At 47.4% G+C, this 23445-nt stretch carries 21 protein-coding genes, 1 tRNA gene and 1 riboswitch; of the genes, 6 read left to right on the top strand and 16 right to left on the bottom strand.

Annotated features, from left to right (window positions below; genetic code table 11):
- The first annotated feature begins 43 nt into the window (after positions 1-43).
- Both metG and AC6R0L_RS09815 read left to right on the top strand, forming a co-directional pair.
- On the top strand, positions 44-2119 hold the full coding sequence (metG, locus tag AC6R0L_RS09820; protein WP_500629001.1) for a methionine--tRNA ligase: 2076 nt from the start codon (positions 44-46) through the stop codon (positions 2117-2119).
- 206 nt (positions 2120-2325) lie between these two features.
- Positions 2326-3138 (top strand): hypothetical protein, encoded by an 813-nt coding sequence (locus tag AC6R0L_RS09815; protein ID WP_500629000.1) that lies wholly within the window; start codon positions 2326-2328, stop codon positions 3136-3138.
- 164 nt (positions 3139-3302) lie between these two features.
- Here the strand turns inward: AC6R0L_RS09815 and udp are convergent, their stop codons facing one another.
- Both udp and AC6R0L_RS09805 read right to left on the bottom strand, forming a co-directional pair.
- The gene (gene udp / locus AC6R0L_RS09810; protein ID WP_334552719.1) at positions 3303-4061 is read right to left on the bottom strand and encodes a uridine phosphorylase; all 759 of its coding nucleotides are present in this window, start codon (positions 4059-4061) and stop codon (positions 3303-3305) included.
- A 300-nt stretch (positions 4062-4361) separates the two neighbouring features.
- Positions 4362-4778, bottom strand: coding sequence for a CBS domain-containing protein (locus AC6R0L_RS09805; protein ID WP_334552721.1), 417 nt, complete (start codon positions 4776-4778; stop codon positions 4362-4364).
- Positions 4779-4928: 150 nt separating this feature from the next.
- On the opposite strand from AC6R0L_RS09805, the gene AC6R0L_RS09800 reads away from it, so the two are divergent.
- Positions 4929-5891: a GGDEF domain-containing protein gene (locus AC6R0L_RS09800; RefSeq protein ID WP_500628999.1), complete on the top strand. Its 963-nt coding sequence runs from the start codon at positions 4929-4931 to the stop codon at positions 5889-5891.
- Between the two features lie 13 nt (positions 5892-5904).
- On the opposite strand, the gene moaE is transcribed toward AC6R0L_RS09800, so the two are convergent.
- From moaE to moaA, 5 genes are all read right to left on the bottom strand, one after another.
- Positions 5905-6363: a molybdopterin synthase catalytic subunit MoaE gene (gene moaE, locus AC6R0L_RS09795; RefSeq protein WP_500628998.1), complete on the bottom strand. Its 459-nt coding sequence runs from the start codon at positions 6361-6363 to the stop codon at positions 5905-5907.
- 2 nt (positions 6364-6365) lie between these two features.
- The gene (gene moaD / locus AC6R0L_RS09790; protein ID WP_334552725.1) at positions 6366-6611 is read right to left on the bottom strand and encodes a molybdopterin synthase sulfur carrier subunit; all 246 of its coding nucleotides are present in this window, start codon (positions 6609-6611) and stop codon (positions 6366-6368) included.
- Entirely contained in the window at positions 6604-7086 is a 483-nt protein-coding gene (gene moaC, locus AC6R0L_RS09785) for a cyclic pyranopterin monophosphate synthase MoaC (protein ID WP_334552727.1), read from the bottom strand. The genes moaD and moaC overlap by 8 nt, the downstream gene beginning before the upstream one ends.
- 9 nt (positions 7087-7095) lie before the next feature.
- Positions 7096-7608, bottom strand: coding sequence for a molybdenum cofactor biosynthesis protein B (moaB, locus tag AC6R0L_RS09780; RefSeq protein WP_500628997.1), 513 nt, complete (start codon positions 7606-7608; stop codon positions 7096-7098).
- A 92-nt stretch (positions 7609-7700) separates the two neighbouring features.
- Entirely contained in the window at positions 7701-8690 is a 990-nt protein-coding gene (gene moaA / locus AC6R0L_RS09775) for a GTP 3',8-cyclase MoaA (protein WP_500628996.1), read from the bottom strand.
- Positions 8679-8819: riboswitch (molybdenum cofactor riboswitch) on the bottom strand. It overlaps the preceding gene by 12 nt.
- Before the next feature lie 170 nt (positions 8820-8989).
- Between moaA and yvcK the strand changes: the two genes are divergently transcribed.
- Complete coding sequence (gene yvcK / locus AC6R0L_RS09770; protein ID WP_500628995.1) at positions 8990-9877, top strand: uridine diphosphate-N-acetylglucosamine-binding protein YvcK; 888 nt, start codon at positions 8990-8992, stop codon at positions 9875-9877.
- Here yvcK and luxU read toward each other — a convergent pair.
- The 3 genes from luxU to uvrB form a co-directional block, all read right to left on the bottom strand.
- A complete protein-coding gene (luxU, locus tag AC6R0L_RS09765) occupies positions 9863-10207 on the bottom strand; it encodes a quorum-sensing phosphorelay protein LuxU (protein WP_500628994.1) in 345 nt (114 codons plus the stop codon). The genes yvcK and luxU overlap by 15 nt on opposite strands.
- On the bottom strand, positions 10207-11586 hold the full coding sequence (gene luxO, locus AC6R0L_RS09760; protein ID WP_334552735.1) for a quorum-sensing sigma-54 dependent transcriptional regulator LuxO: 1380 nt from the start codon (positions 11584-11586) through the stop codon (positions 10207-10209). The genes luxU and luxO overlap by 1 nt, the downstream gene beginning before the upstream one ends.
- A gap of 251 nt (positions 11587-11837) precedes the next feature.
- A complete protein-coding gene (gene uvrB, locus AC6R0L_RS09755; RefSeq protein WP_487903397.1) occupies positions 11838-13868 on the bottom strand; it encodes an excinuclease ABC subunit UvrB in 2031 nt (676 codons plus the stop codon).
- 544 nt (positions 13869-14412) lie between these two features.
- On the opposite strand from uvrB, the gene AC6R0L_RS09750 reads away from it, so the two are divergent.
- Positions 14413-14488 (top strand) — tRNA-Asn (locus AC6R0L_RS09750).
- A 486-nt stretch (positions 14489-14974) separates the two neighbouring features.
- Here the strand turns inward: AC6R0L_RS09750 and AC6R0L_RS09745 are convergent.
- Positions 14975-16543, bottom strand: coding sequence for a polysaccharide lyase 6 family protein (locus AC6R0L_RS09745; RefSeq protein ID WP_500628993.1), 1569 nt, complete (start codon positions 16541-16543; stop codon positions 14975-14977).
- 658 nt (positions 16544-17201) lie between these two features.
- Here AC6R0L_RS09745 and AC6R0L_RS09740 point away from each other — a divergent pair.
- Positions 17202-18290, top strand: a complete 1089-nt coding sequence (locus tag AC6R0L_RS09740; protein WP_500628992.1) for a hypothetical protein — start codon at positions 17202-17204, stop codon at positions 18288-18290.
- Positions 18291-18549: 259 nt separating this feature from the next.
- Here the strand turns inward: AC6R0L_RS09740 and purF are convergent, their stop codons facing one another.
- The 5 genes from purF to accD form a co-directional block, all read right to left on the bottom strand.
- On the bottom strand, positions 18550-20064 hold the full coding sequence (gene purF, locus AC6R0L_RS09735) for an amidophosphoribosyltransferase (RefSeq protein WP_500628991.1): 1515 nt from the start codon (positions 20062-20064) through the stop codon (positions 18550-18552).
- Between the two features lie 35 nt (positions 20065-20099).
- Positions 20100-20591 (bottom strand): CvpA family protein, encoded by a 492-nt coding sequence (locus AC6R0L_RS09730; protein WP_334552740.1) that lies wholly within the window; start codon positions 20589-20591, stop codon positions 20100-20102.
- 62 nt (positions 20592-20653) lie between these two features.
- Positions 20654-21187 carry an SPOR domain-containing protein gene (locus tag AC6R0L_RS09725; protein ID WP_500628990.1) on the bottom strand — a complete coding sequence of 178 codons (534 nt, stop codon included), beginning with the start codon at positions 21185-21187 and terminating at the stop codon, positions 20654-20656.
- Positions 21188-22453: a bifunctional tetrahydrofolate synthase/dihydrofolate synthase gene (folC, locus tag AC6R0L_RS09720; protein WP_500628989.1), complete on the bottom strand. Its 1266-nt coding sequence runs from the start codon at positions 22451-22453 to the stop codon at positions 21188-21190. It lies immediately after the preceding gene.
- A gap of 43 nt (positions 22454-22496) precedes the next feature.
- Positions 22497-23423 carry an acetyl-CoA carboxylase, carboxyltransferase subunit beta gene (accD, locus tag AC6R0L_RS09715; protein WP_500626009.1) on the bottom strand — a complete coding sequence of 309 codons (927 nt, stop codon included), beginning with the start codon at positions 23421-23423 and terminating at the stop codon, positions 22497-22499.
- Positions 23424-23445 lie beyond the last annotated feature (22 nt).

Raw genomic sequence — 23445 nt, 5'->3', positions numbered from 1 at the left:
TACCGTCTATTTTTTCCTACACCTTAAGAAGCGAATATTAAGTATGGCAAACGATCCAAGAACCCTTGATCCAAGGAAACTGCTGGTAACTTGTGCCCTTCCGTACGCTAACGGTTCGATTCACCTAGGTCACATGCTTGAGCACATTCAAGCCGATATCTGGGTACGCTACCAACGCCTACGTGGCAACACTGTAAACTTCATCTGTGCTGACGATGCTCACGGCACGCCAATCATGCTAAAAGCACAACAGATGGGGATGACACCAGAAGAGATGATCGCTGCCGTAAGTGAAGAGCACCAAAAAGACTTCGCTGGCTTCGATATTAGCTTTGATAACTACCACAGTACACACTCAGAAGAGAACCGTGAGCTAGCGTCACACATCTACTTAGAGCTAAAGAAAAACGGCTTTATTTCTAGCCGTACCATTTCTCAACTGTTTGACCCTGAGAAAGAGATGTTCCTTCCGGACCGTTTCGTAAAAGGGACCTGTCCGAAGTGTAAATCCGAAGACCAGTACGGTGATAACTGTGACAACTGTGGTGAAACCTACAGCCCAACGGAACTGATTGATCCTAAATCAGCGGTCTCTGGCGCGACGCCAATCATGAAAGATTCTGAGCACTTCTTCTTCGACTTGCCTCAGTTCGAAAGCATGCTGAAAGAGTGGACACGTTCTGGTTCTCTTCAAGCTGAAACTGCCAACAAGATGCAAGAATGGTTTGAGTCAGGCCTGCAGCAGTGGGATATTTCACGTGACGCCCCTTACTTTGGCTTCGAGATCCCAGGTGAAAAAGACAAGTTCTTCTATGTTTGGCTAGATGCGCCAATTGGCTACATGGGCTCGTTCAAAAACCTGTGTGACAAGCGTGATGATCTCGACTTCGACGAGTACTGGAAAAAAGACAGCACAACAGAGCTTTACCACTTTATCGGGAAAGACATCGTTTACTTCCACTCTCTGTTTTGGCCAGCGATGCTTGAAGGCAGCGGTTTCCGCAAACCAGACAACGTATTCGTCCACGGCTATGTAACGGTTAACGGCGCGAAGATGTCTAAGTCTAAAGGCACCTTCATCAAAGCAGCCACTTACCTAGATCACCTAGATCCAGAGTGCCTACGTTACTACTACGCGGCGAAGCTCAACAGCCGCATCGATGACCTCGACCTCAACCTTGAAGACTTCACTCAGCGCGTGAACGCTGACGTCGTGAACAAGATTGTTAACCTAGCATCACGTAACGCAGGCTTCATCAGTAAGCGCTTTGACGGCAAGCTTTCAGCACAGTTTGCAGAGCCAGAACTATACAACGAGTTCGCAACAGCGGCTTCTCGCATCGCAGAGCTTTATGAGAGCCGTGAGTTTGGTCGCGCAATCCGCGAAATCACGGCCCTTGCTGACAAAGCAAACCAATACGTCGATGAGAAAGCGCCGTGGGTGATTGCGAAAGAAGAAGGTAAAGACCAAGAGCTGCAAGACATCTGCTCTGTGGGTATCAACCTATTCCGCGTATTGATGACGTACCTAAAACCTGTGATGCCTGCGCTCGCTGCACGCACTGAAGCCTTCCTAAACGAAGAGCTGACATGGGAAGGGGTCGCGTCACCACTGACCGATCACGAAATCACTAAGTTCAAAGCGCTGTTCAATCGCATTGATCCGAAGAAAGTGGAAGCGATGGTGGAAGCGTCTAAAGAAGATGCGGCAGCCGAAGTGGCAGCGAAGGAAGCAGCAGAAGCGGCGAAGCACCAAGTGAGCCAAACTGAGCTGGATAAAGATCCTATCGCCGATGAGATTGAATTTGATGCATTCGCCGCAGTGGACATGCGGATCGCTCGTATCATCTCTTGCGAAGAAGTGCCAAAAGCCAACAAACTGCTTAAGTTCCAACTCGATATCGGCGGTGAAACTCGTCAAGTCTTCTCTGGTATTAAGTCTGCTTACAAACCCGAAGAGCTTGAAGGCAAACTCACCGTGATGGTTGCGAACCTTAAGCCGCGTAAGATGAAATTTGGTATGTCGGAAGGCATGATCCTAGCAGCAGGCCCTGGTGGCAGCGAGCTATGGATTCTTGAGCCTCATGAAGGCGCACAGCCAGGTATGCGCGTGATGTAATCACCAGGCTCGTATCACTCATCCCCGCGTGACACCGTCCGCGGGGATTTTTTGTGCCCTCAATCACAATATTAGGGCTTACTTTGCACCAAAACCGTTCAACCCCTTCGCCCTCCAGAATGTAACCTACTGTATTTAAACAACTTATAAGTTGGCACTGTTCCTGCTCTACCCACTTAGTAGTAGGCGAGTACAAGGAGTACGTTATGTTTGTGTTGATCTCAGTGGTTCTATCGATAGCCGTATTGGCTGTCATGCTTTACTTCTCTAAAAAGCGTCAAAGCACTTTAGAGCGCAAGTTTGAAACACTGGTCTTGCTGCGACAGGTGATGTTGCTTAGCCGCAAACATCGTAGCGCGACCCACCTGGCGTTAACCAAGGAGGTGACGGATAGTGAGCTGGAAGAAATTGAAGCGCTCTACGATCAAATGGTCGATATCACCAATGGCTTGGTGGCCAATGCGCCCTTTGACAACAAACCCATGTACCGAATTTTCCAATTAAAACTCAAAGGCATGCATAAAGAGTGGCAAGACAGAACCGTGATTCGCAACCAAGTCATTCACGGTAAAACCATTCGTCACTGCATGTTCTTGATGGATGAAGTCGCGATTGCATGGTTGATTGAGTCTGAGCGTGAAGATCTCAGTGATGAGTACCACATGAACTGGCAACAAATCCTCGACAGTATGGAAGTGCTGACTCAACTGCGTTTGTGCATTCCAGAAATCGATACTATTGATGGTCGCTTGCGCGTTAAGTACTACTGCGATAAAACGCGTCGTAAACTTAACCAACTGTCGATCATCAGTCCATTGAGTGTTGCCTCGCCAGCCAGCAGTGCCGCGATGCGTGATCTGACTGAAATCGCCATCAGCGAAGAGCTAGAGTGGACAGAAGAAGCCTTGTATGAACTGACCAGTGACGTGTCTGCGGTCATCTCGCAAGTCTATGACCAAGTGTTATCGGACATGACGGAAACACTCTATCTGCCACTTCCTCGAGTAGCGATAGCGTGAACGGCTAACGATACACGTTTTAGCAAAATCTATGGTTGCCAATCTATTGTAAAAAAATAAAAACGGCCAGGTGATAAGACCTGGCCGTTTTCATCATTGTTTGCTCAACGCGAATATGCGCTAAAGAACTCTGATACTTAGAGCATTTTTACTTAGAGCATTGTTTAGAGCATTTTGCGCGCCGCTTCGACGACAACTTTAATCGAGCGTGCTTCGGTTTCTTTTAGCGTAGAGTGATCAGGGATCTCTTTTTGAGTTCGGTTGATGATGACACCCGCCACACAACCTGCTTTTAGGCCAGAGCTTGCACACATCGTCAATAAGGTCGCTGACTCCATCTCGAAGTTCAGTACGCCCATATCTTGCCACTCTTTCATCGAGCCTTGGAAACGTTTCACCACGCGACCTGAGAAGGTATCGTAACGCTCTTGACCAGGGTAGAAGGTATCACTGGAAGCCGTGACACCCATGTGAACCGTTGCACCTGTCTCTTCTACCGCCGCTTTCATCGCTGTTGCCACATCAAAATCAGCCACCGCTGGGAACTCCATAGGCGCGAAATGCAGACTGGCACCATCGAGACGCACAGAGCCGGTTGAAACAATCATATCGCCAACATTCACATGCGGTTGGATTGCACCAGTGGTACCAACACGTAGGAAGGTACGCACACCACACTGCGCTAACTCTTCAACCGCAATAGAAGTCGATGGGCCACCAATACCGGTTGAACACACAACAACAGGCTTGCCCTCTAATTCAGCGCGGTACAGCGTGTATTCACGGTGACTGGCGAGAAAGACGGGATTATCCATCTCTTCAGCAATTTTTTGCACACGTGCAGGATCGCCAGGGATGATCGCGAGTGTCGCACCAGCAAGATCATCTTTTGTAACACCAAGGTGGAAAACAGCTTGAGACATAGGGGAGGCTCCTTATAGTGACAGGCTCATCGAATGGGTGGCGGCCTGTTCTTACATTTGTTTGGGTACCCGGCTACTCTAACCAAGTCAGCAGCAATATGGAGTGATTTAGATCACACATAACAAAGCAACAAAACATTCAATTTCACAATAAACCGTTTTGCATCACACTTTAATGCGCAATATCGTCAATTTTGCACATTAAACCGCCGTTTGATCTCACGTTTTCTCAACGCTACGGCCATCACCCCGAGGTCGACAGCGATGCCTCCGAGAGCGAAATAAACGGCGATGCGTAGATTAAACCGGGTGCTTAAAGCAATCGTTGATGGTTTTACCGATCGCGCGTAACACATCTCTTCTCGTGATGATCCCAACCAATCGACCATTATCAATGACAGGGTAGACCTTGGGTTTACCGACCTTCATCATATCCGCCAACTCGATAATAGAGGTCTCAGGGGTCACTGAAAGTACCTCCTTGCTCATACAGTCCGATACGATATGGGTATCTTGGCAGTAGTAACTCACCTTGATGAGTTTATCCAACAGGTCTTGACCCGAGAGAAAACCAATCACTTTTTTGCTCTCGTCAATCACGGGCCCACCGAGATAATTTGAGTTCATCACCTTTTCAAGTGCCGCACTCAACGACATATTGGGGGTAAATGTCACCGCTTGTAACGTCATATAGTCTCTGACCTTTAATGATTCCATCTGCGTCTCCTTGTCCGTGCTCTGGGCGGGTCATACTATATATTGTCGTCTAATTTCTTGATTTCACAAATGGCGCTGCGCATTTTTCCACCGACCCTCAACTTAATGACTAAACTGTAATTAGTGATAGCGATGGAGAGGTATGAGCCCGTGAACTCAACGTTGACTGAATTGATGAAAGTGAACCCCGCGTTGATGCATACGGTGTTTGCCTCTTTGCCTGAGCCGACCTTTTTAATCAGCAAAACGGGCGTCTATGTGGAGGCGTGGGGTGGACGCGATACGACGCGTCACCATGACCCAAGAATCATTATCGGGCTAGATCAGTACCAGGTACTCCCCGCTGATAAAGCGGTGTGGTTTAGCCAAGTGGTGGTCGATGTCATAGAGAGTCAAATCCCGGCAGAGCTGGAATACTCCCTTGACCCAAAGTCGTTGAGCTGTTTTAACGAGGTGGAAGGGCCAAAAGATCGACAGTTTTTTAATGCGTTGGTGATCCCCCTCCCCGATACGGAGTTTGTCCTCTGGACGGTTCGCAACATCACCGAGCACCAAAATGCGCTAGAAAGGTTGGCAAAGCAGCAGCTTGAACTGGAAAAAATTACCCACATTGACCATTTGACTAAGGTCTACAACCGCTACGCCTTGGATGTGATGGTCCCGGATGTCTTAGAGCTGGCCTATCTTAACCAAACGGGATGTGCGCTGCTGATGATCGATCTTGATTGTTTTAAGCAATACAACGATCGCTACGGCCACTTGAAAGGCGATGATGTGCTTGAATCACTGGGGGCGACGCTGATGAACTGGTGCAGTGCGCACGACCTCTGTTTTCGCTATGGCGGTGATGAGTTTCTGGTTGTGTGTCCCAACATCAGGGAGAGTGAGTGTTTAGAGCGTGCAGAGCAATTGCGAGATCAGGTTAACGCTCTAGCGATTGAGCATCTATCTTCAACCGTAAGCAATTGTGTGTCGATTACGATTGGCATCCATTATTGCCCGCACATTCCCCACCCGATGAGCACCGAGCGTCTAGTTGCTGTGGCAGACAAAGCGCTGTTCTTTGCCAAAAAACAGCGCCGGGGTACGATTCATCAAATCAATCAGTGGTAGAGCAAGGCATCCACTAGGGTTGTTGCCAGCGCTGTGCGGCTTGCGCATCGGACTCACGCGATTCCACCCAGCGCGTATCGGTTGTCGTGCGCTCTTTTTTCCAAAACGGCGCTTGTGTCTTAAGGTAGTCCATCACAAATTCGCACGCTTCAAACGCGGCTTTGCGATGCGCACTCGTTACGCCGACAAACACAATTTGATCGCCAATATCAAGATCGCCAACACGATGAATCACACGCACACAATCCAGCGGCCAACGCGCCAATGCGCTGTCGCCAATCTTTTGCAGCGATGATTCCGTCATTCCTGGATAATGTTCAAGGGTAAGACCGGTCACTTGGTCGCCCAAGTTCATGTCCCTAACCTTGCCGACAAAGGTCACCACTGCGCCAATACTGGCGTCCTTCGCCAACTGACCATACTCCTCACCGACATCAAAATCATCCGCTTGAACAGAGATACGAACCGTCATCGTTAGCCCCCAGTCACTGGTGGGAAAAAGGCCACTTCATCGCCATCTTTCAGCGGATGGGTAAGCGGCACAATCGCTTGATTCACCGCTGCGAGCAGTTTACCCGCTTCAAGTGCGAGAGACCATTTGCCCTCTTGCTGCGCAAGATGCGCACGCAATGACTCCACGGTGTCAAATTGGTCAGGGAGCGTTAATGTATCAACGCCAACCAACTCGCGCGTCTGCGCAAAAAACAATACGTTAATCATAATCCACCTTGAAATGCCCGGATTTTCCGCCCGTTTTCTCCAAAAGACGCACCGAACCGATCACTATGTCTTTTTGAACCGCTTTACACATGTCGTAGATGGTCAGCGCCGCCACTGAAGCCGCGGTCAATGCTTCCATCTCCACACCGGTTTTGCCGGCGAGCTTGCACACCGACTCGATGCGCACCTGACTCTTTTCGGTCAGCGCTTCCAACTGTACTTCCACTTTGGACAGAAGCAGCGGATGGCATAACGGAATCAAGTCCCAGGTTTTTTTCGCGGCTTGAATACCGGCAATACGAGCGGTGGCAAACACGTCACCTTTGTGATGCTCTCCAGAGAGAATCAGTTGCAGCGTCTCTGGCGCCATGTGAACAAAAGCTTCAGCGCGCGCCTCGCGCACTGTGTCTGCTTTGCTCGACACATCGACCATATTCGCTTCACCCGAAGCATTGATGTGAGTCAGTTCACTCATGCGACCCCCTTATACCGATAAGTGAGGCATAAAGTTACAAGGACGATGGCTGGCATCCAACTGCTGCTTGATGATCTTAGTCCAGCCTGTGCGACACGCGCCTGTCGAACCCGGCATGGCAAAAATCACGGTGTGATTGGCAAAGCCAGCAATGGCACGTGACTGAATCGTTGAAGTGCCGATTTCTTCAAAAGAGACCATGCGAAATAGCTCGCCAAACCCTTCCACTTCTTTATCAAATAAAGGCTTCAGTGCTTCAGGCGTACTGTCGCGAGAAGTAAACCCCGTACCGCCGGTGATCATCACCGCTTGGATTGACTCATCCGCAATCCACTGAGAGACGATGGCACGAATCTTATACATGTCATCAATCACAATTTGTTTATCGACCACCTGGTGTCCTACCTCTTGAGCTTGCTCGACCAAGTAGCGTCCCGAGGTATCGTTTTCTTCGTTACGGGTATCCGACACGGTTAACACCGCGATTGTCGCCGGTTGAAATTTGCTTTCTGCGTGACCCATTTGTTCACCTTTCACATAATTTACGTTGTTATTTTTTTGATCACGAGTGTCGCCCCGCGATCACAAACTCTTCTTTCGTCACTCTGACGTGGCTATCCACCGATAGAGGCTAAATGAGGTGTAGCACCTGAGTTTCCATCATGAAGAAAGTGACTGACGGATTTGGTTTGAAGTGATTGCTGAATACGCGACGTCAGCGCCGCTTGTTGGCCATCACTTTGGAGCAAATCTCTCAGATCCACCCCCTCTTCACCAAACAGACATAAGTGCAATTTACCAATTGCCGAGACTCGTAGACGATTGCAACTTTGGCAAAAATCCTTCTCGTAAGGCATGATCAAACCAATTTCACCTTGGTAATCTGGGTGAATAAACACCTGAGCGGGGCCATCGTTACTGGCTCGAGCCTTGAGCAGCCAGCCGTTGGCGATAAGCTGATTGCGAATCGCCACACCGGAGACATGATGTCGTTGAAACAGCTCATCCATCTCACCCGTTTTCATCAATTCAATGAAACGTAACTGGATTGGCCGGTCTTTTATCCAAGCGAGAAACGCCGGCAGTTCTTGCGCATTGAGATCTTTCATCAACACGACGTTCACTTTGACCTGCGAATACCCCACTTCAAACGCTTTATCAATGCCCGCCATGACTTGGGTAAACTTGTTCTCACCGGTGATCTGGTGGAACATGCGCGAGTCAAGGCTATCGACGCTAACGTTAATGTGAGTTAACCCGGCTTGCTTCCACTGTTCAACCTGCTTCTCCATCCGGTAGCCATTAGTGGTAGTGGCGACTTTCTTGATGCCCGGCGTACTTGAGACGGTATGAATGATATCCGTGAAGTCTTTACGTAAGCTGGGCTCTCCGCCTGTGATGCGCACCTTGTTAGTGCCGCACTCGGCGAACGCATTGACGACCCGTTGGATCTCTTCTATCGATAAAAAAGACGAGCTACGACGCCCCGCAGGTTGATAACCATCAGGCAAGCAGTAGGTACATTTGAAGTTACAGACATCTGTAACAGAGAGACGCAAGTAGTAAAACTTGCGTTGAAAACTATCTTCGAATTGTTGCGCCACGAAACACCTTTCCAAACACGGGAGGCATGACCATTTCCAATCAAGCCCTTGTGACCTTATGTCACTGGCTTAGCGCGCTTATTCTCTTGTTGAAAACTTAGCCCGATAAGCTCGGAGTTATGGCAACCGGTTCCGTTTTGAACCAGCAGCTAAGCGATAAAATACTTAAAATTTGTGGGCCTTTCTACCTTTGGCGTAAAAAAACCGAATCTCGCGCCCAAAATACCCACTATTGAGTACTTGCGGCGCCTCGATTACTCTACATTGTAGTCCATAGTGATAATAACAATGACACACACATGACGTTATACAATACAAAAAAAGTGGTCGCAGTTGGCGGCGGTCACGGTCTAGGGCGCATGTTGGCGGCTCTAAAAGATTTCGGTAGTAACGCCACGGGGATCGTGGCGACGACAGATAACGGTGGCTCAACTGGGCGCATTCGCCACTGCCAAGGCGGCATTGCCTGGGGCGACACTCGTAACTGTATCAACCAATTGATCACCGAACCCTCCATAAGCTCAATGATGTTCGAATATCGCTTCAAAGGCGCGGGAGAGCTCGATGGTCATAACCTTGGCAATCTTATGCTCACGGCACTGGATAACCTGTCCGTGCGCCCACTGGAGGCGACCAATCTCATTCGCAATATGCTTAAAGTGGATGTCAATATCATCCCCATGTCAGAGCACCCTTCTGACTTGAAAGCCCTTGCACCTAACGGACGCTGGGTCACCGGTGAAACCAGTGTCGATGAAATGCCAGATAAGTTGATTCGTTTAGACTTAGAGCCAGAGGTACCGGCGACGAAAGAGGGCGTCCTCGCTATTGAACAGGCAGATGCAATCATACTTGGCCCTGGCAGTTTTCTGACCAGTATTATGCCCCCGCTGCTGCTGCCTGAATTAAGTAAAGCCATCGCGCTCAATCGCAAAGCGACACTGATTTTCGTCGAAAACTTATCCAAGGAGCATGGTCCTGCGGGGAAAATGTCCTTAAGGGAAAAACTCGAATGGTGTGAACGCGCATGCCAAGGGCGTAGGATTGATGTGGTGCTCGGTGATACGCCTCACCCTGAGCTCAGCGAGTGGAACTGTGTGACGACGCACCTTGCCTCACCCAATCGCGACTGGCGTCACGACCGAGTGAAATTGCAGAGCGCCATTGAACATTTAGTTGACCAATAACGAGTGGTAACTTTGCTTGGTCTCGTGCAACAGAGTAATCATGGCATGCTTTGATTGCTCTACGTCTAACTTCGCCCCGGTTTTGACTTTGGTATCTATTTGCGTAGAGAGATGGCACAGGGCATCGGCGCCAAAACTGGCGGCGCTGCTTTTCAACGCGTGGCTGATCTCTTTAAGGTACTCTAACACGTCCGTTGCACCGTCATCGGAGAGATGCTCAATGTAACTGCTCAGTTCCCCTAAAAAGATGTCTAATAGCACGGGGACATTCTCTTGGCCGATTTCATCGGCCAACTTATCGACTTTAGCCTGATTCAAAACAGGTTCCATTAGCTTTCCTTAGCGTTCCACGCTTGTAATTTTCGATAGAGCGTTGACGGGCTGACATCCAAATACCCTGCGGCCTTCGGGATATTGCCATCACATGCGGCGATCGCCTGCTCAATGGCGTTTTTCTCAGTCAACCATAACGGAAAAATCTCATGCACTGAAATCGTCTCCGGTTGCGGTAAAGAGACTCGGATTTCATTGGTCGCCGGTTGGTTTAGCGGCGGCGGCAACATGTCTAAGGTGATCTCGCGGCCATTATTAAGCACAACGACGTTCCGTAACACGTTTTGCAGCTGACGCACATTGCCCGGCCACTCATAACGTTTAAAACGTTCGACCACATCCGGTGCCAGACGAACAAAATCTTTCCCTTCTTCATTGGACATGAAACCCAGCAGCGAGTAGGCAATCTCTATAATATCTTCTCCACGCTCACGCAGTGGCGGGAGATGCAAAGGGATCACATACAGGCGATAGTACAAATCTTCCCGAAAACGCCCTTCTTCCACTTCTTTCCAAGGATCTCGGTTAGTTGCACACACAAAACGCACGTCTACACTTTTCATTTTAGACGACCCGACTTTCTGGAAAGTACCGGTCTGGATAAAACGCAGCAATTTGGTTTGCAAGTCTAGATCCATCTCGCACAGCTCGTCCAAAAAGAGTGTGCCACCATCAGCCAACTCTGCGGCGCCCTGCCTGTCGGTTGATGCGCCGGTAAACGCCCCTTTCACGTGGCCAAACAGCTCACTCTCAATCAAATCCTTAGGAATCGCCGCACAGTTGATCGCAATAAAGGGCTTATCGCCACGTTTACTGGTGGCATGAATAGCCTCGGCGCACACTTCTTTACCTGTGCCACTCTCACCAGTGATAAAAATACTCGCTTTACTGGTTGCGGCGGAGTCGATGGTGCGATAGACCGCTTGCATGGTTTGGCTACTGCCGATGAACCCTTGATAACTCTGATTTCCCGGGTTATCGGCTTCGTTTTTCAACTTAGTGGCTTTACGAATCGCGTTGTTCACGGTTACGCGCAGGCGATCAGCTTCACACGGCTTAATCATAAAGTCTTGCGCGCCAAGACGCATCGCTTCTACCGCGCTATCAATCGAGCCGTGGGCAGTCATAAAGATAACAGGGACATCCGGATCTTTCGCTTTCACCGCGGTTAATACGTCCATTCCCGTCATATCGGGAAGTCTTAAGTCGAGTAGGATGAGATCCGGTGTGCGAAAATTGAGGCTCTCAATCGCATCACGCCCAGTGCCGACGATATTGATGTCTATCCCCAGTGGCGTGAGATACGAGCGATAGAGCGCCGCAACGGACGCCGTATCTTCTACCATGAGTAGGTATTTGGATTTTTGAGTATTCATTGCCTAGCCGTCTATTTTTATTTTGCATTCGACTAAATGATTGCATTGCGCATTGCATTTTGCAAATTTATCACCTAAAAAGCGCGTAATTGAATGAAAATCACGCTTTAAAAGTTGGCACGCTAGATGCAATAAACACTGTGACCCTCATGGGTCACCTAGCCAACTGACGTTGTTAGTGAACAAAGTATTCACAAGAATAGCCAATAGAACTGATTTCTGTTGGCTTTTTTTTGTCTTGTGATCTGGGATTAGCTGTTGGCAATAAATTGCTGCCTCAGCTTGTCAATTTGGTCACGCTTCTCAGCAGCAAGCTCAAATTCCAACTCTTGCGCATGACGATACATTTGCGCTTCGAGCTGACTGATCGCTTTCTCTAACTCTTGTGGGCTCATATTGCCATAGGATTGAGACAACTCGGCGACTTTGGACAAAGGCACGGCGTTTTGATTCTTCTGACGCTTCGACTTCGTGATATCACCTAGCTCCATAATATCTTTGATATTACGTTTTAATGCTTGTGGCTCTATGCCCATTTTCTCGTTGTAAGCTTGCTGTTTCTCGCGACGTCGATTCGTCTCGTCCATCGCTTTCTTCATCGACTTGGTGATGGTGTCCGCGTACAGAATCGCTCGACCCTCAATGTTTCGCGCCGCGCGGCCTATGGTCTGAATCAAGGAACGTTCTGAACGCAAGAAGCCTTCTTTATCTGCGTCTAAAATCGCTACGAGAGAGACCTCAGGCATATCGAGCCCTTCTCGCAACAGGTTAATACCCACTAGGACGTCAAACTCACCAAGTCTCAGATCGCGAATGATCTCGACCCGCTCCACCGTATCGATGTCTGAGTGTAAATAACGCACTTTGACGTCATGCTCGGTCAAGTACTCAGTGAGATCCTCCGCCATTCGCTTGGTCAGCGTCGTGACTAATACACGCTCATCTTTCGCCGCTCGAATACGAATTTCTGACAGTAGATCATCTACCTGAGTCGCCACGGGGCGCACTTCAAGTTGTGGGTCAAGCAAACCCGTCGGCCTAACGACCTGATCGGCGATCTCCCCATCCGATTTCTCTAGCTCATAATTACCTGGCGTCGCTGAAACAAAAATGGTTTGCGGTGCCAATGATTCAAACTCTTCAAACTTCAACGGACGATTATCGAGCGCCGAAGGCAGACGAAAACCAAACTCCACTAAGGTCTCTTTTCGTGAGCGATCCCCTTTGAACATCGCGCCGATTTGCGGAACTGTAACGTGCGATTCATCAATCACCAACAAGCCATCGTGCGGTAGATAGTCAAACAAGGTCGGCGGCGGCTCTCCCTCATTTCGACCACTGAGGTAGCGGGAGTAGTTTTCAATCCCCGAGCAAAAACCCAACTCGTTCATCATCTCTATATCAAACTGAGTACGCTGGGAGATCCTCTGCTCTTCAAGCAATTTATTGTTTTCCAGCAACGTTTTTTTACGCCCTTCCAACTCTACCTTGATTTTTTCTATCGCATCTAAAATACGATCTCGAGGGGTAACGTAGTGCGTTTTGGGATAAATGGTAAATCGCGGTAGGTCTCGCTGTTTGACCACACCCGTGAGCGGGTCAAACACGCTGATGCAATCTATCTCATCATCAAACATCTCAATCCGTACCGCATCTTGATCCGATTCAGCCGGGAAGATGTCGATCACCTCTCCACGCACTCGAAATTGGCCGCGCTCGAACGCAACGTCGTTGCGGCTGTATTGCAATTCGGCCAAACGACGTAGGATGTCACGTTGGTCCATCACATCGCCGCGACGGATGTGCAACATCATTTGCAAATAGGATTCAGGATCGCCCAAACCATAGATCGCAGACACCGACGCGACGATGATGGCATCTTTACGCTCAAGTAGCGCTTTGGTGGCCGACAGGCGCATTTGCTCTATGTGCGAGTTAACCGAGGCGTCCTTTTCAATAAAGGTGTCGGTGGTAGGTACGTAGGCTTCAGGCTGATAGTAGTCGTAGTAAGAGACGAAATACTCAACAGCATTATTAGGGAAAAACGACTTCATCTCTCCGTACAGCTGCGCAGCCAGTGTTTTATTCGGTGCAAGTAGAATGGCTGGCCTTTGTGCTTGAGCAATCACATTCGCCAGTGTGAACGTCTTGCCAGAGCCCGTAACACCGAGCAGTGTTTGATGGGCAAGCCCTGCATCAAGGCCCTCGAGTAACTGCTTGATCGCGGTTGGCTGATCCCCTGATGGCTGATAGTCTGAGACCAGATCAAATACTTTATTCATACGCATGTACACCGTAAGACAATTTCGTCTATTTTGGCTGTATAGATATACAGACTCAATAGGCGAGAGAAAAATAAATTACCGATTTTTCTTATCTGTAGAATTTACTCTAGATCATCATATTCATTCCTGTTAATATTCCTCCCCCTAAAGGAAATCTACTCCTAAAATTCCTCTCTTTTACTCCACAGCTTACTCACATTTCAAGCTAATTTGTTACATTCTCTTTTTGTTATGCACAGGCTAAGATCTCGCCGTTTCTCAGGCATTTTCTCGATTATCATCTGATAGAACAAGGTTTTGTAACCCAAACTCTTCACGTTACAAATTAGAGTAAAGGCATTAATTTTGACGGAAATTTTACTTGATCAGATCTCATGCACACACTTATCCACAATTTTGGTGGATAAGTAAATAGAGCCCAAATGCCGCAAGGGCTACAGAAAAGTAAAGCTTTTTTTATGATTAATTTTTGCGTTTTTACGCAGAATGAAACTTGACAGATTTTCTGGTACTGCTAATATTCCGCTCGCTTTAGAGCAATTCCCCCTTAGTTCAGTTGGTAGAACGGCGGACTGTTAATCCGTATGTCGCAGGTTCGAGTCCCGCAGGGGGAGCCAAATTTCTAAAAATGCCCAGCTTATACAGTTGGGCATTTTTACATCTAGAGCTTTGTGAACGGTGAATATGTCACAGCCGGATGGCCGGCCCGTTCGAGTCCCGCAGGGGGAGCCAAATTTCTAAAAATGCCCAGCTTATACAGTTGGGCATTTTTACATCTAGAGCTTTGTGAACGGTGAATATGTCACAGCCGGATGGCCGGCCCGTTCGAGTCCCGCAGGGGGAGCCAAATTTCTAAAAATGCCCAGCTTATACAGTTGGGCATTTTTACATCTAGAGCTTTGTGAACGGTGGATATGTCACAGCCGGATGGCCGGCCCGTTCGAGTCCCGCAGGGGGAGCCAAATTCAAGAAAGCCCAGCTTAGAAATAAGTTGGGCTTTTTTACGTTCAGAGCGTTGTGAACAGTGAATATGTCACAGCCGGATGGCCGGCCCGTTCAGCGAATAGATGGCTGAACGAACCAGATTAAATTATTGAAATCGATTAGTTGATAACGATAGTTGAACCAACCATTTCTTCATTCAGTACTGTTAGGTTAGACGCACCTACTGTACCCACCGCTTTCAATAGACCTTGCTCGTCACGCTCCATTGCTGGTGCGTCTGTAGTAACACCCTCAGGCAATTGGTCTAAGCCTTCGATTTGACCATAGAAGATATTGTTCACAAACTTAGAACCCACCATCTGGAATTTTTCGCCTTCAAATTGTCGGAATGCGTTTGTACCATCTTCAGTTGCGATAGACAGGTTGTTTTCAAATAGCGTATTAACAGCTGGGAAGATTGTTTCAACACGTTCATCGTTGGTTAAGCTCACACGGTGAATCGCATTACTCGCAAAGATGCCTTGTGTATTGTTTACTAGCGTGTTGTTCTTAACAACAACGTCTTTTGGTGTCCACTGCTTTTGCAGTGTTTTACCGTCTGTTGAATCTTTACTTAGCACTTCGCCATTCGCTACATCGATGATGCCTGTGTTCAGCACAAGAGCGCCACGGTAAGTACCTTTACCTAATGTGCCTTCGATATAGTTGTTTTCAATAATGTGGTTTTCATCATAGATACGGATACCGCCTGAGTTAGCCGTGTTACCCGGTAAGATCACGTTGTTTGTCACAACATTATTATGGCCATGACGTAAAGAAATCATCGAAGTACTGTTTTTGATTGTGTTGCCATCAAAAGTGATGCCGCTCGCTTTCACAGAGATAAGCTCGATCTCGCCAGAGCCGTTTTTACCGACATAACCACTGATATTGTCGAAGTAGTTATTGCGGATAATACTTTGTGAATCAAACAGTGAGTTGTGGCTGTCACCCACGCGGATCGCTTGTCTGTCGTTGCGGTTGGTTCTCACCATTTTCGGGTTAGAGTTTTCGATCAGCTCCATATCTAAAGCCGTCAGGTCTTTAAAGATGTTACCTTCGATCAGAGTTTTCTCTAACTTGTCTGATGTTGCCACAACAAGCATCGCGCCGCGCTTGTACTTACCTTCAAAAGTATTGTTGGTAATCTTGTTGTTTTCACCGCCAACCGTGATCCAACGGATGTTAGGGTATTTTCCTTTCTCATCCGCTACGTATTCGTAGTCGTTGAACTTGTAGATAACAGAGTTATTTAAGGTGTTGTTTTTACCAAAGATACCAAACACGCCCATGATGTTTGCATCATGACTTTCAGTGCTTAGCGTTGCGCCACCTTCAGTGAAGACTAAGCTCTCAATTAGGTTATTGTCACCCTTAATCAAGAACTGAGTTGAACCGTTAAAAATGGCAGTTCCAGGCTCTTGAGCGACAATCTTGACGTTGTTCGCTGATAAAGTCACACGACCTAAATCGGCATAGCGACCTGGTTTGATGCTAATCACATCGCCATCTTGCGCGTTGTTGATGCTCTCGCGTAGCTCCAATACCTCTTGTGCAGAAGCCACAGCAACACCTTGATCAACCATAACTGCTGTCGGTTGGGTAACTTGTTCTGTGCTTGCGTGGCTCGTTGTCGCGCTTGCGAATAGTAATGAACCTAAAATAAATGCAATTGGTGACTTTTTCATTAGTATCTCTTTCGTAGGGTATTTGAGTATGAGGGAAGGTTAGCAACACACAAGAGGGCGAGAAAACCGATTCGCCCTTGGAATGTGGTCTGAATCGCATCGGCTTTGTTAAACTGTGGATAAGTTCAAATAATTTAATAACACAAATAGACCGTGCTATTTAATGGTTGTAAAGGGTCTTGGTTCAGGTTAATAGATCTCTTAGATTTTATTTTAACTTATTGTTTTTAAAGCCTTATATTTGGGGCCACCTTAACTCTTAGTAGAAATTTTAAACTAGACCATATGAGGGAGTCTGTAAATCAAGGAGAATTTGTAATATTAGTGCACTTGGCATAACGAAATATTGATGGGAGTTTTGGGAAAGATATAGAGTATGAATGAGTTGGTAATTCTTTCTGCTAGCAGTGTTCCCGCTAGCACGTTTCTGGACAAAAGTCACTTAGAGAAGTCACTTAAATTAGCAAAATGCGGATAACTTTAGGTATGGGAAAGTTGCTTAATGAAGTGTCCAGTTTTGCAGGCACAGATCAAAGTGACAAAACCCAGCGTATCACTTCACTTCAAATCAAAGAAGAAGTTGAAGAATTGAAGAACTATCACTATCATTTTTGCCATTCTTCATAATATTTTCAATTGGTTAGAAGGCGATTAGAGAATGAGAAACGTTGTTAGTGACGATAAAATCAGTGATTTTCGAGACTTAGTTAACTCAAACTCTAGCTTTGTGTATCAAATATACAAAGATAAAGGTGGTAAGAATCTTTTTAACCTCGTTTGCTCTGCTATGGATTGGATCTCTGTCTCTGTTCGCCACTTAGAAAATGCGCCTGAGTTTGACAAGAACATAGATAGTAGATGTATGCAGGTCTACTCTCTGATCTCTTCAATAGACCTTATTTTCGAGTCAATAAAACAACTCCATCGAGTGTTTATAACTGATAAGAAAGAGCCGTTTTATGGTGAAAAGAAATGTTTCAAAGATCGCCTCTTCGCTAATGAAGATGATAATAATTATTTTAAAACTATCAGGGCGTGTTTCGGTGCTCACCCTGTAAATCTGAATCAAGAAAACTCAAAGCGTTTCGCAAGTTGGCCATTTCAAAGTCATTTCAACACTGGCGATTTGAGTGTTCATTTGTACAGTCGAGATGTGGGTAAAGAAGACCTAACGTTAAACCTCAATATCAATGAGCTGCTGGAATTTCTCAGAATTCGATATGAGTATCTTGATGTTATTGCTGATCGGATTGAAACGCTGTTTGTTGAGTATCAACACAAACTTTCAAAAGAAAAAATTGAGACTAAATCAGATCCTTTAGAACAACTCTATGTTCTTCGTACTGAGTCAGAAAAACGATTAGATAACGATTACTATAACGGGGAGATTAACGACCTGATTATGATTTTTGAAGCGGAAGTAACTGACGCTGACCTTGTACCATTGGCTGATAAGTATAAAGAATCCCTCCTACCTCTGATTGAAGAGATTAAGACGAACCTTCAAGAAATGAACATCGTTGACCTAGCAAACGATAGTGAGCTGAGAATAAGATCTGAACTTGATAAAGAGTTACGTTATGAACTTGGTAAGTTCTACACTTGGGTTCACGGTGGCAGGTACGATCCGCTACTTGAATATTATTTTGAAAGGTTTAACGCTTCTACTGACGGTAAGTTCAAGTTCACCAAAACTGATGACATCAAACTTACGTTTCTTAAAGCAAAGCTCATGCTAACTGAATAGTGTGAACAAATTGGCTCAGCTTTTTTCTTTTGCTGTTCATTACTTTTTGTATATCAAAGTTACCTCAACATCACTGTTTGAACTTTGGGTTGTAACTCATAAAGGGGCAGAAATGAGATAACGCGTGTTCAGCTAATTACGGCTTTAAACCCAAAAAGTAATCGCACGTTATTGTCATCTGACAGCAGCCGGATGGCGCAATAAAAAATGGTCATCCGTTGGATGACCATTAAATACGTTTACGTAGAGGGCGTGGAGGTTACGCGCCTTCGTTATGCAACTCTAGGTTAGCAAGCTCTTGCTGAATTTCTCGTTGCGTTTTTGCATCATCGCTGCGCAAAGACTCAAGAAAGTCTAAGTACTGCTGATTGATGTCGCCGGTTACGTATTCACCGCTAAATACCGACGTTTCGAACTGAGAGATGTCTGTGTTGCCTAGGCCAACGGCGTCCGTAAGGTCTTCCAACGTCTGGAAAATGAGCTCATCGGCACCAATTTGCTTACAGATCGCTTCGTTGTCTCGGCCATGGGCGATAAGCTCATTGGCGCTTGGCATGTCAATGCCGTAAACGTTCGGGAAGCGAATCTCTGGCGCAGCAGAGACCATGTACACTTTCTTCGCACCTGAATCGCGGGCCATTTCGATGATCTGCTCTGACGTAGTACCACGTACGATAGAGTCATCAACCAACAACACATTCTTGTCTTTAAACTCTGAACGAATCGCGTTGAGTTTACGACGTACTGACTTCTTACGCTGCTGCTGACCCGGCATGATGAACGTGCGGCCAACATAGCGGTTTTTCACAAAACCTTGGCGGTAAGGCTTTTCAATCGCTTGAGCGATTTGTAGGGCGATGTCACACGAGGTCTCTGGAATCGGGATAACCACATCAATATCCAGATCAGCAAATTCGTCACGAATTCGGTCGCCCAGTTTCTTGCCCATTTCCACGCGCGCGCTGTAAACCGAAATTTTATCGATAAATGAGTCAGGACGTGCAAAGTAAACAAATTCGAAAATACATGGGTTGAGTCGAGGGTTGTCCGCACACTGCTTAGTATGCAGTTGACCATCAAACGTCGCATAGATTGCTTCACCTGGCGCGACATCGCGCATAAAGTCAAAACCGACGGCATCCAGTGCCACTGATTCAGAGGCAACCATGTACTCGGTGCGACCTTCAACCTCGCGTTTACCTAAACACAATGGGCGAATGCCGTTAGGATCGCGGAACGCAATCATGCCGTGACCAATGATCATAGCCGTCACCGCGTAAGCACCACGAATCGCGCGATGCACGTTGGTGACAGCACGGAACACATCTTCAGAGGTAACGTTACCTTTAAAAGTATCAATCTCATGAGCCAACACGTTAAGCAACACTTCTGAGTCAGAGGTGGTGTTGATGTGACGACGGTCTTTCTCGAACAACTTTTCGCGAATTTCGTGTGCGTTTGTGAGGTTACCGTTGTGAGCCAGTGTGATACCAAATGGTGAGTTCACGTAGAAAGGTTGCGCTTCAGACGCGCTTGAGCTTCCTGCTGTTGGGTAGCGAACATGGCCGATACCCACTGTACCTTGAAGTCTTTGCATGTGTTTGGCTTCAAACACATCCTTTACTAAACCGTTCGCCTTTCTCAGACGAAAACGATTGCTATCTATGGTACAAATACCCGCGGCATCTTGGCCACGATGCTGCAATACCGTCAATGCGTCATAGATAGACTGGTTTACAGGCGTTGTGCCCACGATTCCAACAATACCACACATGTCTTAACCCTCGATTTTCGACAATGGCTGGAGCGCTATAGCGCCCCAGATAAGAAACTAGATGTTGCTTGTAGGTGTTCAAAAAAAGGTGCGATGATGCGGCTGAATTCCGGTACCAACTGCGACCCTTTCCACCACTGTGAGTCTGGAAACGACGTAAACGCATCCATGAAGAATAGTGCCGCTGACACTATAAGAACACCTCGTAAACCGCCAAACACGATACCAAGGACTCTATCCGTTCCAGACAAACCTGTCTTCTGCACTAATTGAGCAATCACATAATTGACGATAGCACCGACAATCAGAGTTGCAATAAACAGAGCAGCGATCGCGGACCCGTTTCGGATCATGTCATCTTCGATATTGGTGAAATACATCGCCAATTTCGCGTAGTACTGACTGGCAATAAAAAAGGCGCCAAACCAGATAACAAGAGACAGTGCTTCTTTCGCGAAGCCACGAATTAAACTGATCAGCGCTGAGAGGCCGATCACACTTAAAATGACAATATCTAACCAGTTCATGTTGTTCTACATCTTAAGTTGGCGCGCATTTTAACAGAAAAAACGCTGACGCAAACGTTTTCTTATGGATTTAGTGGTTTAAATTTAAGCAATCGGCCTTTTGAGCCAGTGATCTTTTCCAGTTCAATCACTTGGCGTTCGAGTTTACTCTTCGACACATCAGGACCAATAATTACTCGGGTAAAACCATTCTCTAATTTGGTGTGTGCTTGGTATCCGCGCTTTTGTAAATCATCCACGACGCTCTGCGCATTCTCTGCGTTTTTCAACGCCATCAGTTGGATGATCCACGCACTGTCTTGATACTCATTTCGTTCAGGGATGGCTTTAACGATCACCTCGAGTGGCGCCTCTTCTGCACTCTCCTCTTGAGTGACGACCGCGACAGGCGTATCGGGCAGCGCTTTCGAGTCATCCACCGGCTCGAGAATCTCAAACGATTCCAGATCGCTTTCAAGCTCCGGTTTTAGCGGGATACTGGCAATCTCTTCCTGATAGTGGCTTTTCTTGCCATCGAGCACATCGGGCAATACGATGACGCCAACCGCTACTAAGATGATGGTACCGACTAAGCGGTTTTGAAATTTGCTCGCCATTTAATCTCCTTGTGTTTGCCAATGCGCCAACACTTCCCCAACGGTATGAAATGAGCCAACAACCAGTATCACATCGTCTTGGCCCGCCTTTGTCATCGCGGCTTCAAAAGCCAGCACCGGAGAATCAAAGGTTTGAGTCGCGGCTGGTAAATAGCTTGCCAGTTCATTAGCGTGCGCGGCGCGAGGGCCATGCAGTGAAGCTGGATACCAATGCGAAGAAAGCTCGCTCAAGATAGCCAGCGTCGCCTTGATGTCTTTATCATGCAGCATGCCCACCACAGTATGAATCACACGTTTTGGGTATTGCTTTGCTACACGTTCAACCAAGTATTGCGCTGAATGTGGATTGTGCGCGACATCCAAAAGTATCACTGGCGAAGTGTGCAGAATTTGCATGCGCCCTGGCAAGGTGGCGTTTTCAAGGCCGTTGACGATATTGATATCTGTGATATCCAGATTGGCGTTTGCCAGCGCCGTTAAGGCCGTCGCCGCGTTCTGCAGTGGCAGTCCGGGAATGGGTAGCTCGTTTAATTCAAAAGTGCCCAGTTGCCAGCGCCATTGTGTCTCTGATTGTTGCTCATAGTGGTATTGAATCCCCACTTGAAAGAGCTCAGCCTGAATATCATCGGCGTGTGCTGCCACGGTTGATGGCGCTTTCGGTTGACCGCAAATCGCTGGTTTGCCTGCGCGAAAGATGCCGGCTTTCTCAAAACCAATCACGTTAATGTCATCGCCCAGCCAATCGACGTGGTCGATGGCTAAACTGGTAATCACGGATACGTCATGATCGACGACATTAGTGGCGTCTAAACGCCCGCCCAAACCGACCTCAAGCAAGACAACATCCACTTGCTCGGTTTGAAACAGGCGTAACGCCGCAAGCGTGCCAAACTCAAAAAAGCTTAGGCTGATATCCCCGCGCTGCTGTTCAATGAAATCGAAGGCTTGGCAATGCTTCTCGTCGGCTAAATCGACGCCATTGACGCGCACGCGCTCGTTGTATCGAATTAAATGAGGAGAAGAGTAGACACCGACTTTATACCCTGCGTCGAGCAAAATCGCTTCCATCAAAGCGCAGGTAGAACCTTTGCCGTTGGTACCAGCAACGGTAATGACTGTCGGAGCGGGTTTGGTTAAGTTGGCTTGTTGTGCGACGGCTTGGACTCGGTCTAGCCCGAGATCGATCGCTGAGGTATGGATGTTGGCTAAATAATCAAGCCACATCGTAAGAGGGGATGTGGCTTGTGGAATTTGGGTTTGACTCATCTAACTGAAACCATAAATTGTGGTGGTTTGTTAGTGTGTTACTTTACCCTTTTTCGTCCGCTTCTGGTACTTCATATGCAGGTTCATTTGGCGCATCATTCACAGAAACCACCAATGGCGACGGTTGATTGGTCATTTTGGCCAACAAACTGCCGATGCGTTGACGCATTTCACGGCGATCAACAATCATATCGATAGCCCCATGCTCCAACAGGAACTCACTGCGCTGGAAGCCTTCTGGAAGATCTTCACGAACGGTTTGTTCAATCACACGGCGACCTGCAAAGCCAATCAGTGCTTTGGGTTCACCAATATTGATATCGCCTAGCATCGCTAAGCTCGCCGATACACCGCCCATGGTTGGGTCCGTCATCACTGAAATGAACGGCAAGCCTTTTTGCGATAGTCGCTCTAACGCTGCACTGGTTTTAGCCATCTGCATCAGAGACATTAGCGCCTCTTGCATTCGCGCACCACCACTGGCCGAGAAACAGACTAAACCACAGTTGTTTTCCATCGCCGCTTCAACCGCACGTACGAAGCGAGCGCCAACGACTGAACCCATCGAGCCACCCATAAAGGAGAACTCAAACGCACACGCAACCACAGGTAGACCCAACAGCTCGCCTTGCATAACGATGAGCGCGTCTTTTTCACCACTGCTCTTTTGCGCAGCAGAAATGCGGTCTTTGTATTTCTTCGAATCGCGGAACTTGAGCTTATCTTGTGGCTCAAGCTCAGTGGCTAACTCAGTACGATTACCTTCATCCAAAAATGTTTCAAGACGACGACGCGACGACATGCGCATGTGGTGATCACATTTAGGACAAACTTCTAGATTTCGCTCTAGTTCAGCGTGATAAAGCACTTGTTCACACGATGTACATTTGGTCCATACCCCTTCAGGGATTGACGCTTTTCTCGATGTGCCGATATTGCTCTTTTCTAAAATCTTTTCAAGCCAACTCATGGAAGACCTTTTCTCTCTCGAT

The organism is Vibrio sp. R15-SG3-ISO1A, from assembly GCF_059833955.1.
The sequence above is the reverse complement of the archived record's forward strand: the minus strand, read 5'-3'. Positions and strand labels throughout refer to the sequence as shown.

What these genes read in the sequence shown, in the direction of transcription:
- moaC (WP_334552727.1), bottom strand. Translation starts at nt 7,086, where the DNA reads ATGAGTGAACTGACTCACATCAATGCTTCGGGTGAAGCGAATATGGTC.
- AC6R0L_RS09805 (WP_334552721.1), bottom strand. Translation starts at nt 4,778, where the DNA reads ATGGAATCATTAAAGGTCAGAGACTATATGACGTTACAAGCGGTGACA.
- yvcK (WP_500628995.1), top strand. Translation starts at nt 8,990, where the DNA reads ATGACGTTATACAATACAAAAAAAGTGGTCGCAGTTGGCGGCGGTCAC.
- udp (WP_334552719.1), bottom strand. Translation starts at nt 4,061, where the DNA reads ATGTCTCAAGCTGTTTTCCACCTTGGTGTTACAAAAGATGATCTTGCT.
- AC6R0L_RS09815 (WP_500629000.1), top strand. Translation starts at nt 2,326, where the DNA reads ATGTTTGTGTTGATCTCAGTGGTTCTATCGATAGCCGTATTGGCTGTC.
- AC6R0L_RS09725 (WP_500628990.1), bottom strand. Translation starts at nt 21,187, where the DNA reads ATGGCGAGCAAATTTCAAAACCGCTTAGTCGGTACCATCATCTTAGTA.
- accD (WP_500626009.1), bottom strand. Translation starts at nt 23,423, where the DNA reads ATGAGTTGGCTTGAAAAGATTTTAGAAAAGAGCAATATCGGCACATCG.
- moaE (WP_500628998.1), bottom strand. Translation starts at nt 6,363, where the DNA reads ATGACGGTTCGTATCTCTGTTCAAGCGGATGATTTTGATGTCGGTGAG.
- luxO (WP_334552735.1), bottom strand. Translation starts at nt 11,586, where the DNA reads ATGAATACTCAAAAATCCAAATACCTACTCATGGTAGAAGATACGGCG.
- luxU (WP_500628994.1), bottom strand. Translation starts at nt 10,207, where the DNA reads ATGGAACCTGTTTTGAATCAGGCTAAAGTCGATAAGTTGGCCGATGAA.
- AC6R0L_RS09745 (WP_500628993.1), bottom strand. Translation starts at nt 16,543, where the DNA reads ATGAAAAAGTCACCAATTGCATTTATTTTAGGTTCATTACTATTCGCA.
- uvrB (WP_487903397.1), bottom strand. Translation starts at nt 13,868, where the DNA reads ATGAATAAAGTATTTGATCTGGTCTCAGACTATCAGCCATCAGGGGAT.
- metG (WP_500629001.1), top strand. Translation starts at nt 44, where the DNA reads ATGGCAAACGATCCAAGAACCCTTGATCCAAGGAAACTGCTGGTAACT.
- purF (WP_500628991.1), bottom strand. Translation starts at nt 20,064, where the DNA reads ATGTGTGGTATTGTTGGAATCGTGGGCACAACGCCTGTAAACCAGTCT.
- folC (WP_500628989.1), bottom strand. Translation starts at nt 22,453, where the DNA reads ATGAGTCAAACCCAAATTCCACAAGCCACATCCCCTCTTACGATGTGG.
- AC6R0L_RS09740 (WP_500628992.1), top strand. Translation starts at nt 17,202, where the DNA reads ATGAGAAACGTTGTTAGTGACGATAAAATCAGTGATTTTCGAGACTTA.
- moaD (WP_334552725.1), bottom strand. Translation starts at nt 6,611, where the DNA reads ATGATTAACGTATTGTTTTTTGCGCAGACGCGCGAGTTGGTTGGCGTT.
- AC6R0L_RS09730 (WP_334552740.1), bottom strand. Translation starts at nt 20,591, where the DNA reads ATGAACTGGTTAGATATTGTCATTTTAAGTGTGATCGGCCTCTCAGCG.
- moaB (WP_500628997.1), bottom strand. Translation starts at nt 7,608, where the DNA reads ATGGGTCACGCAGAAAGCAAATTTCAACCGGCGACAATCGCGGTGTTA.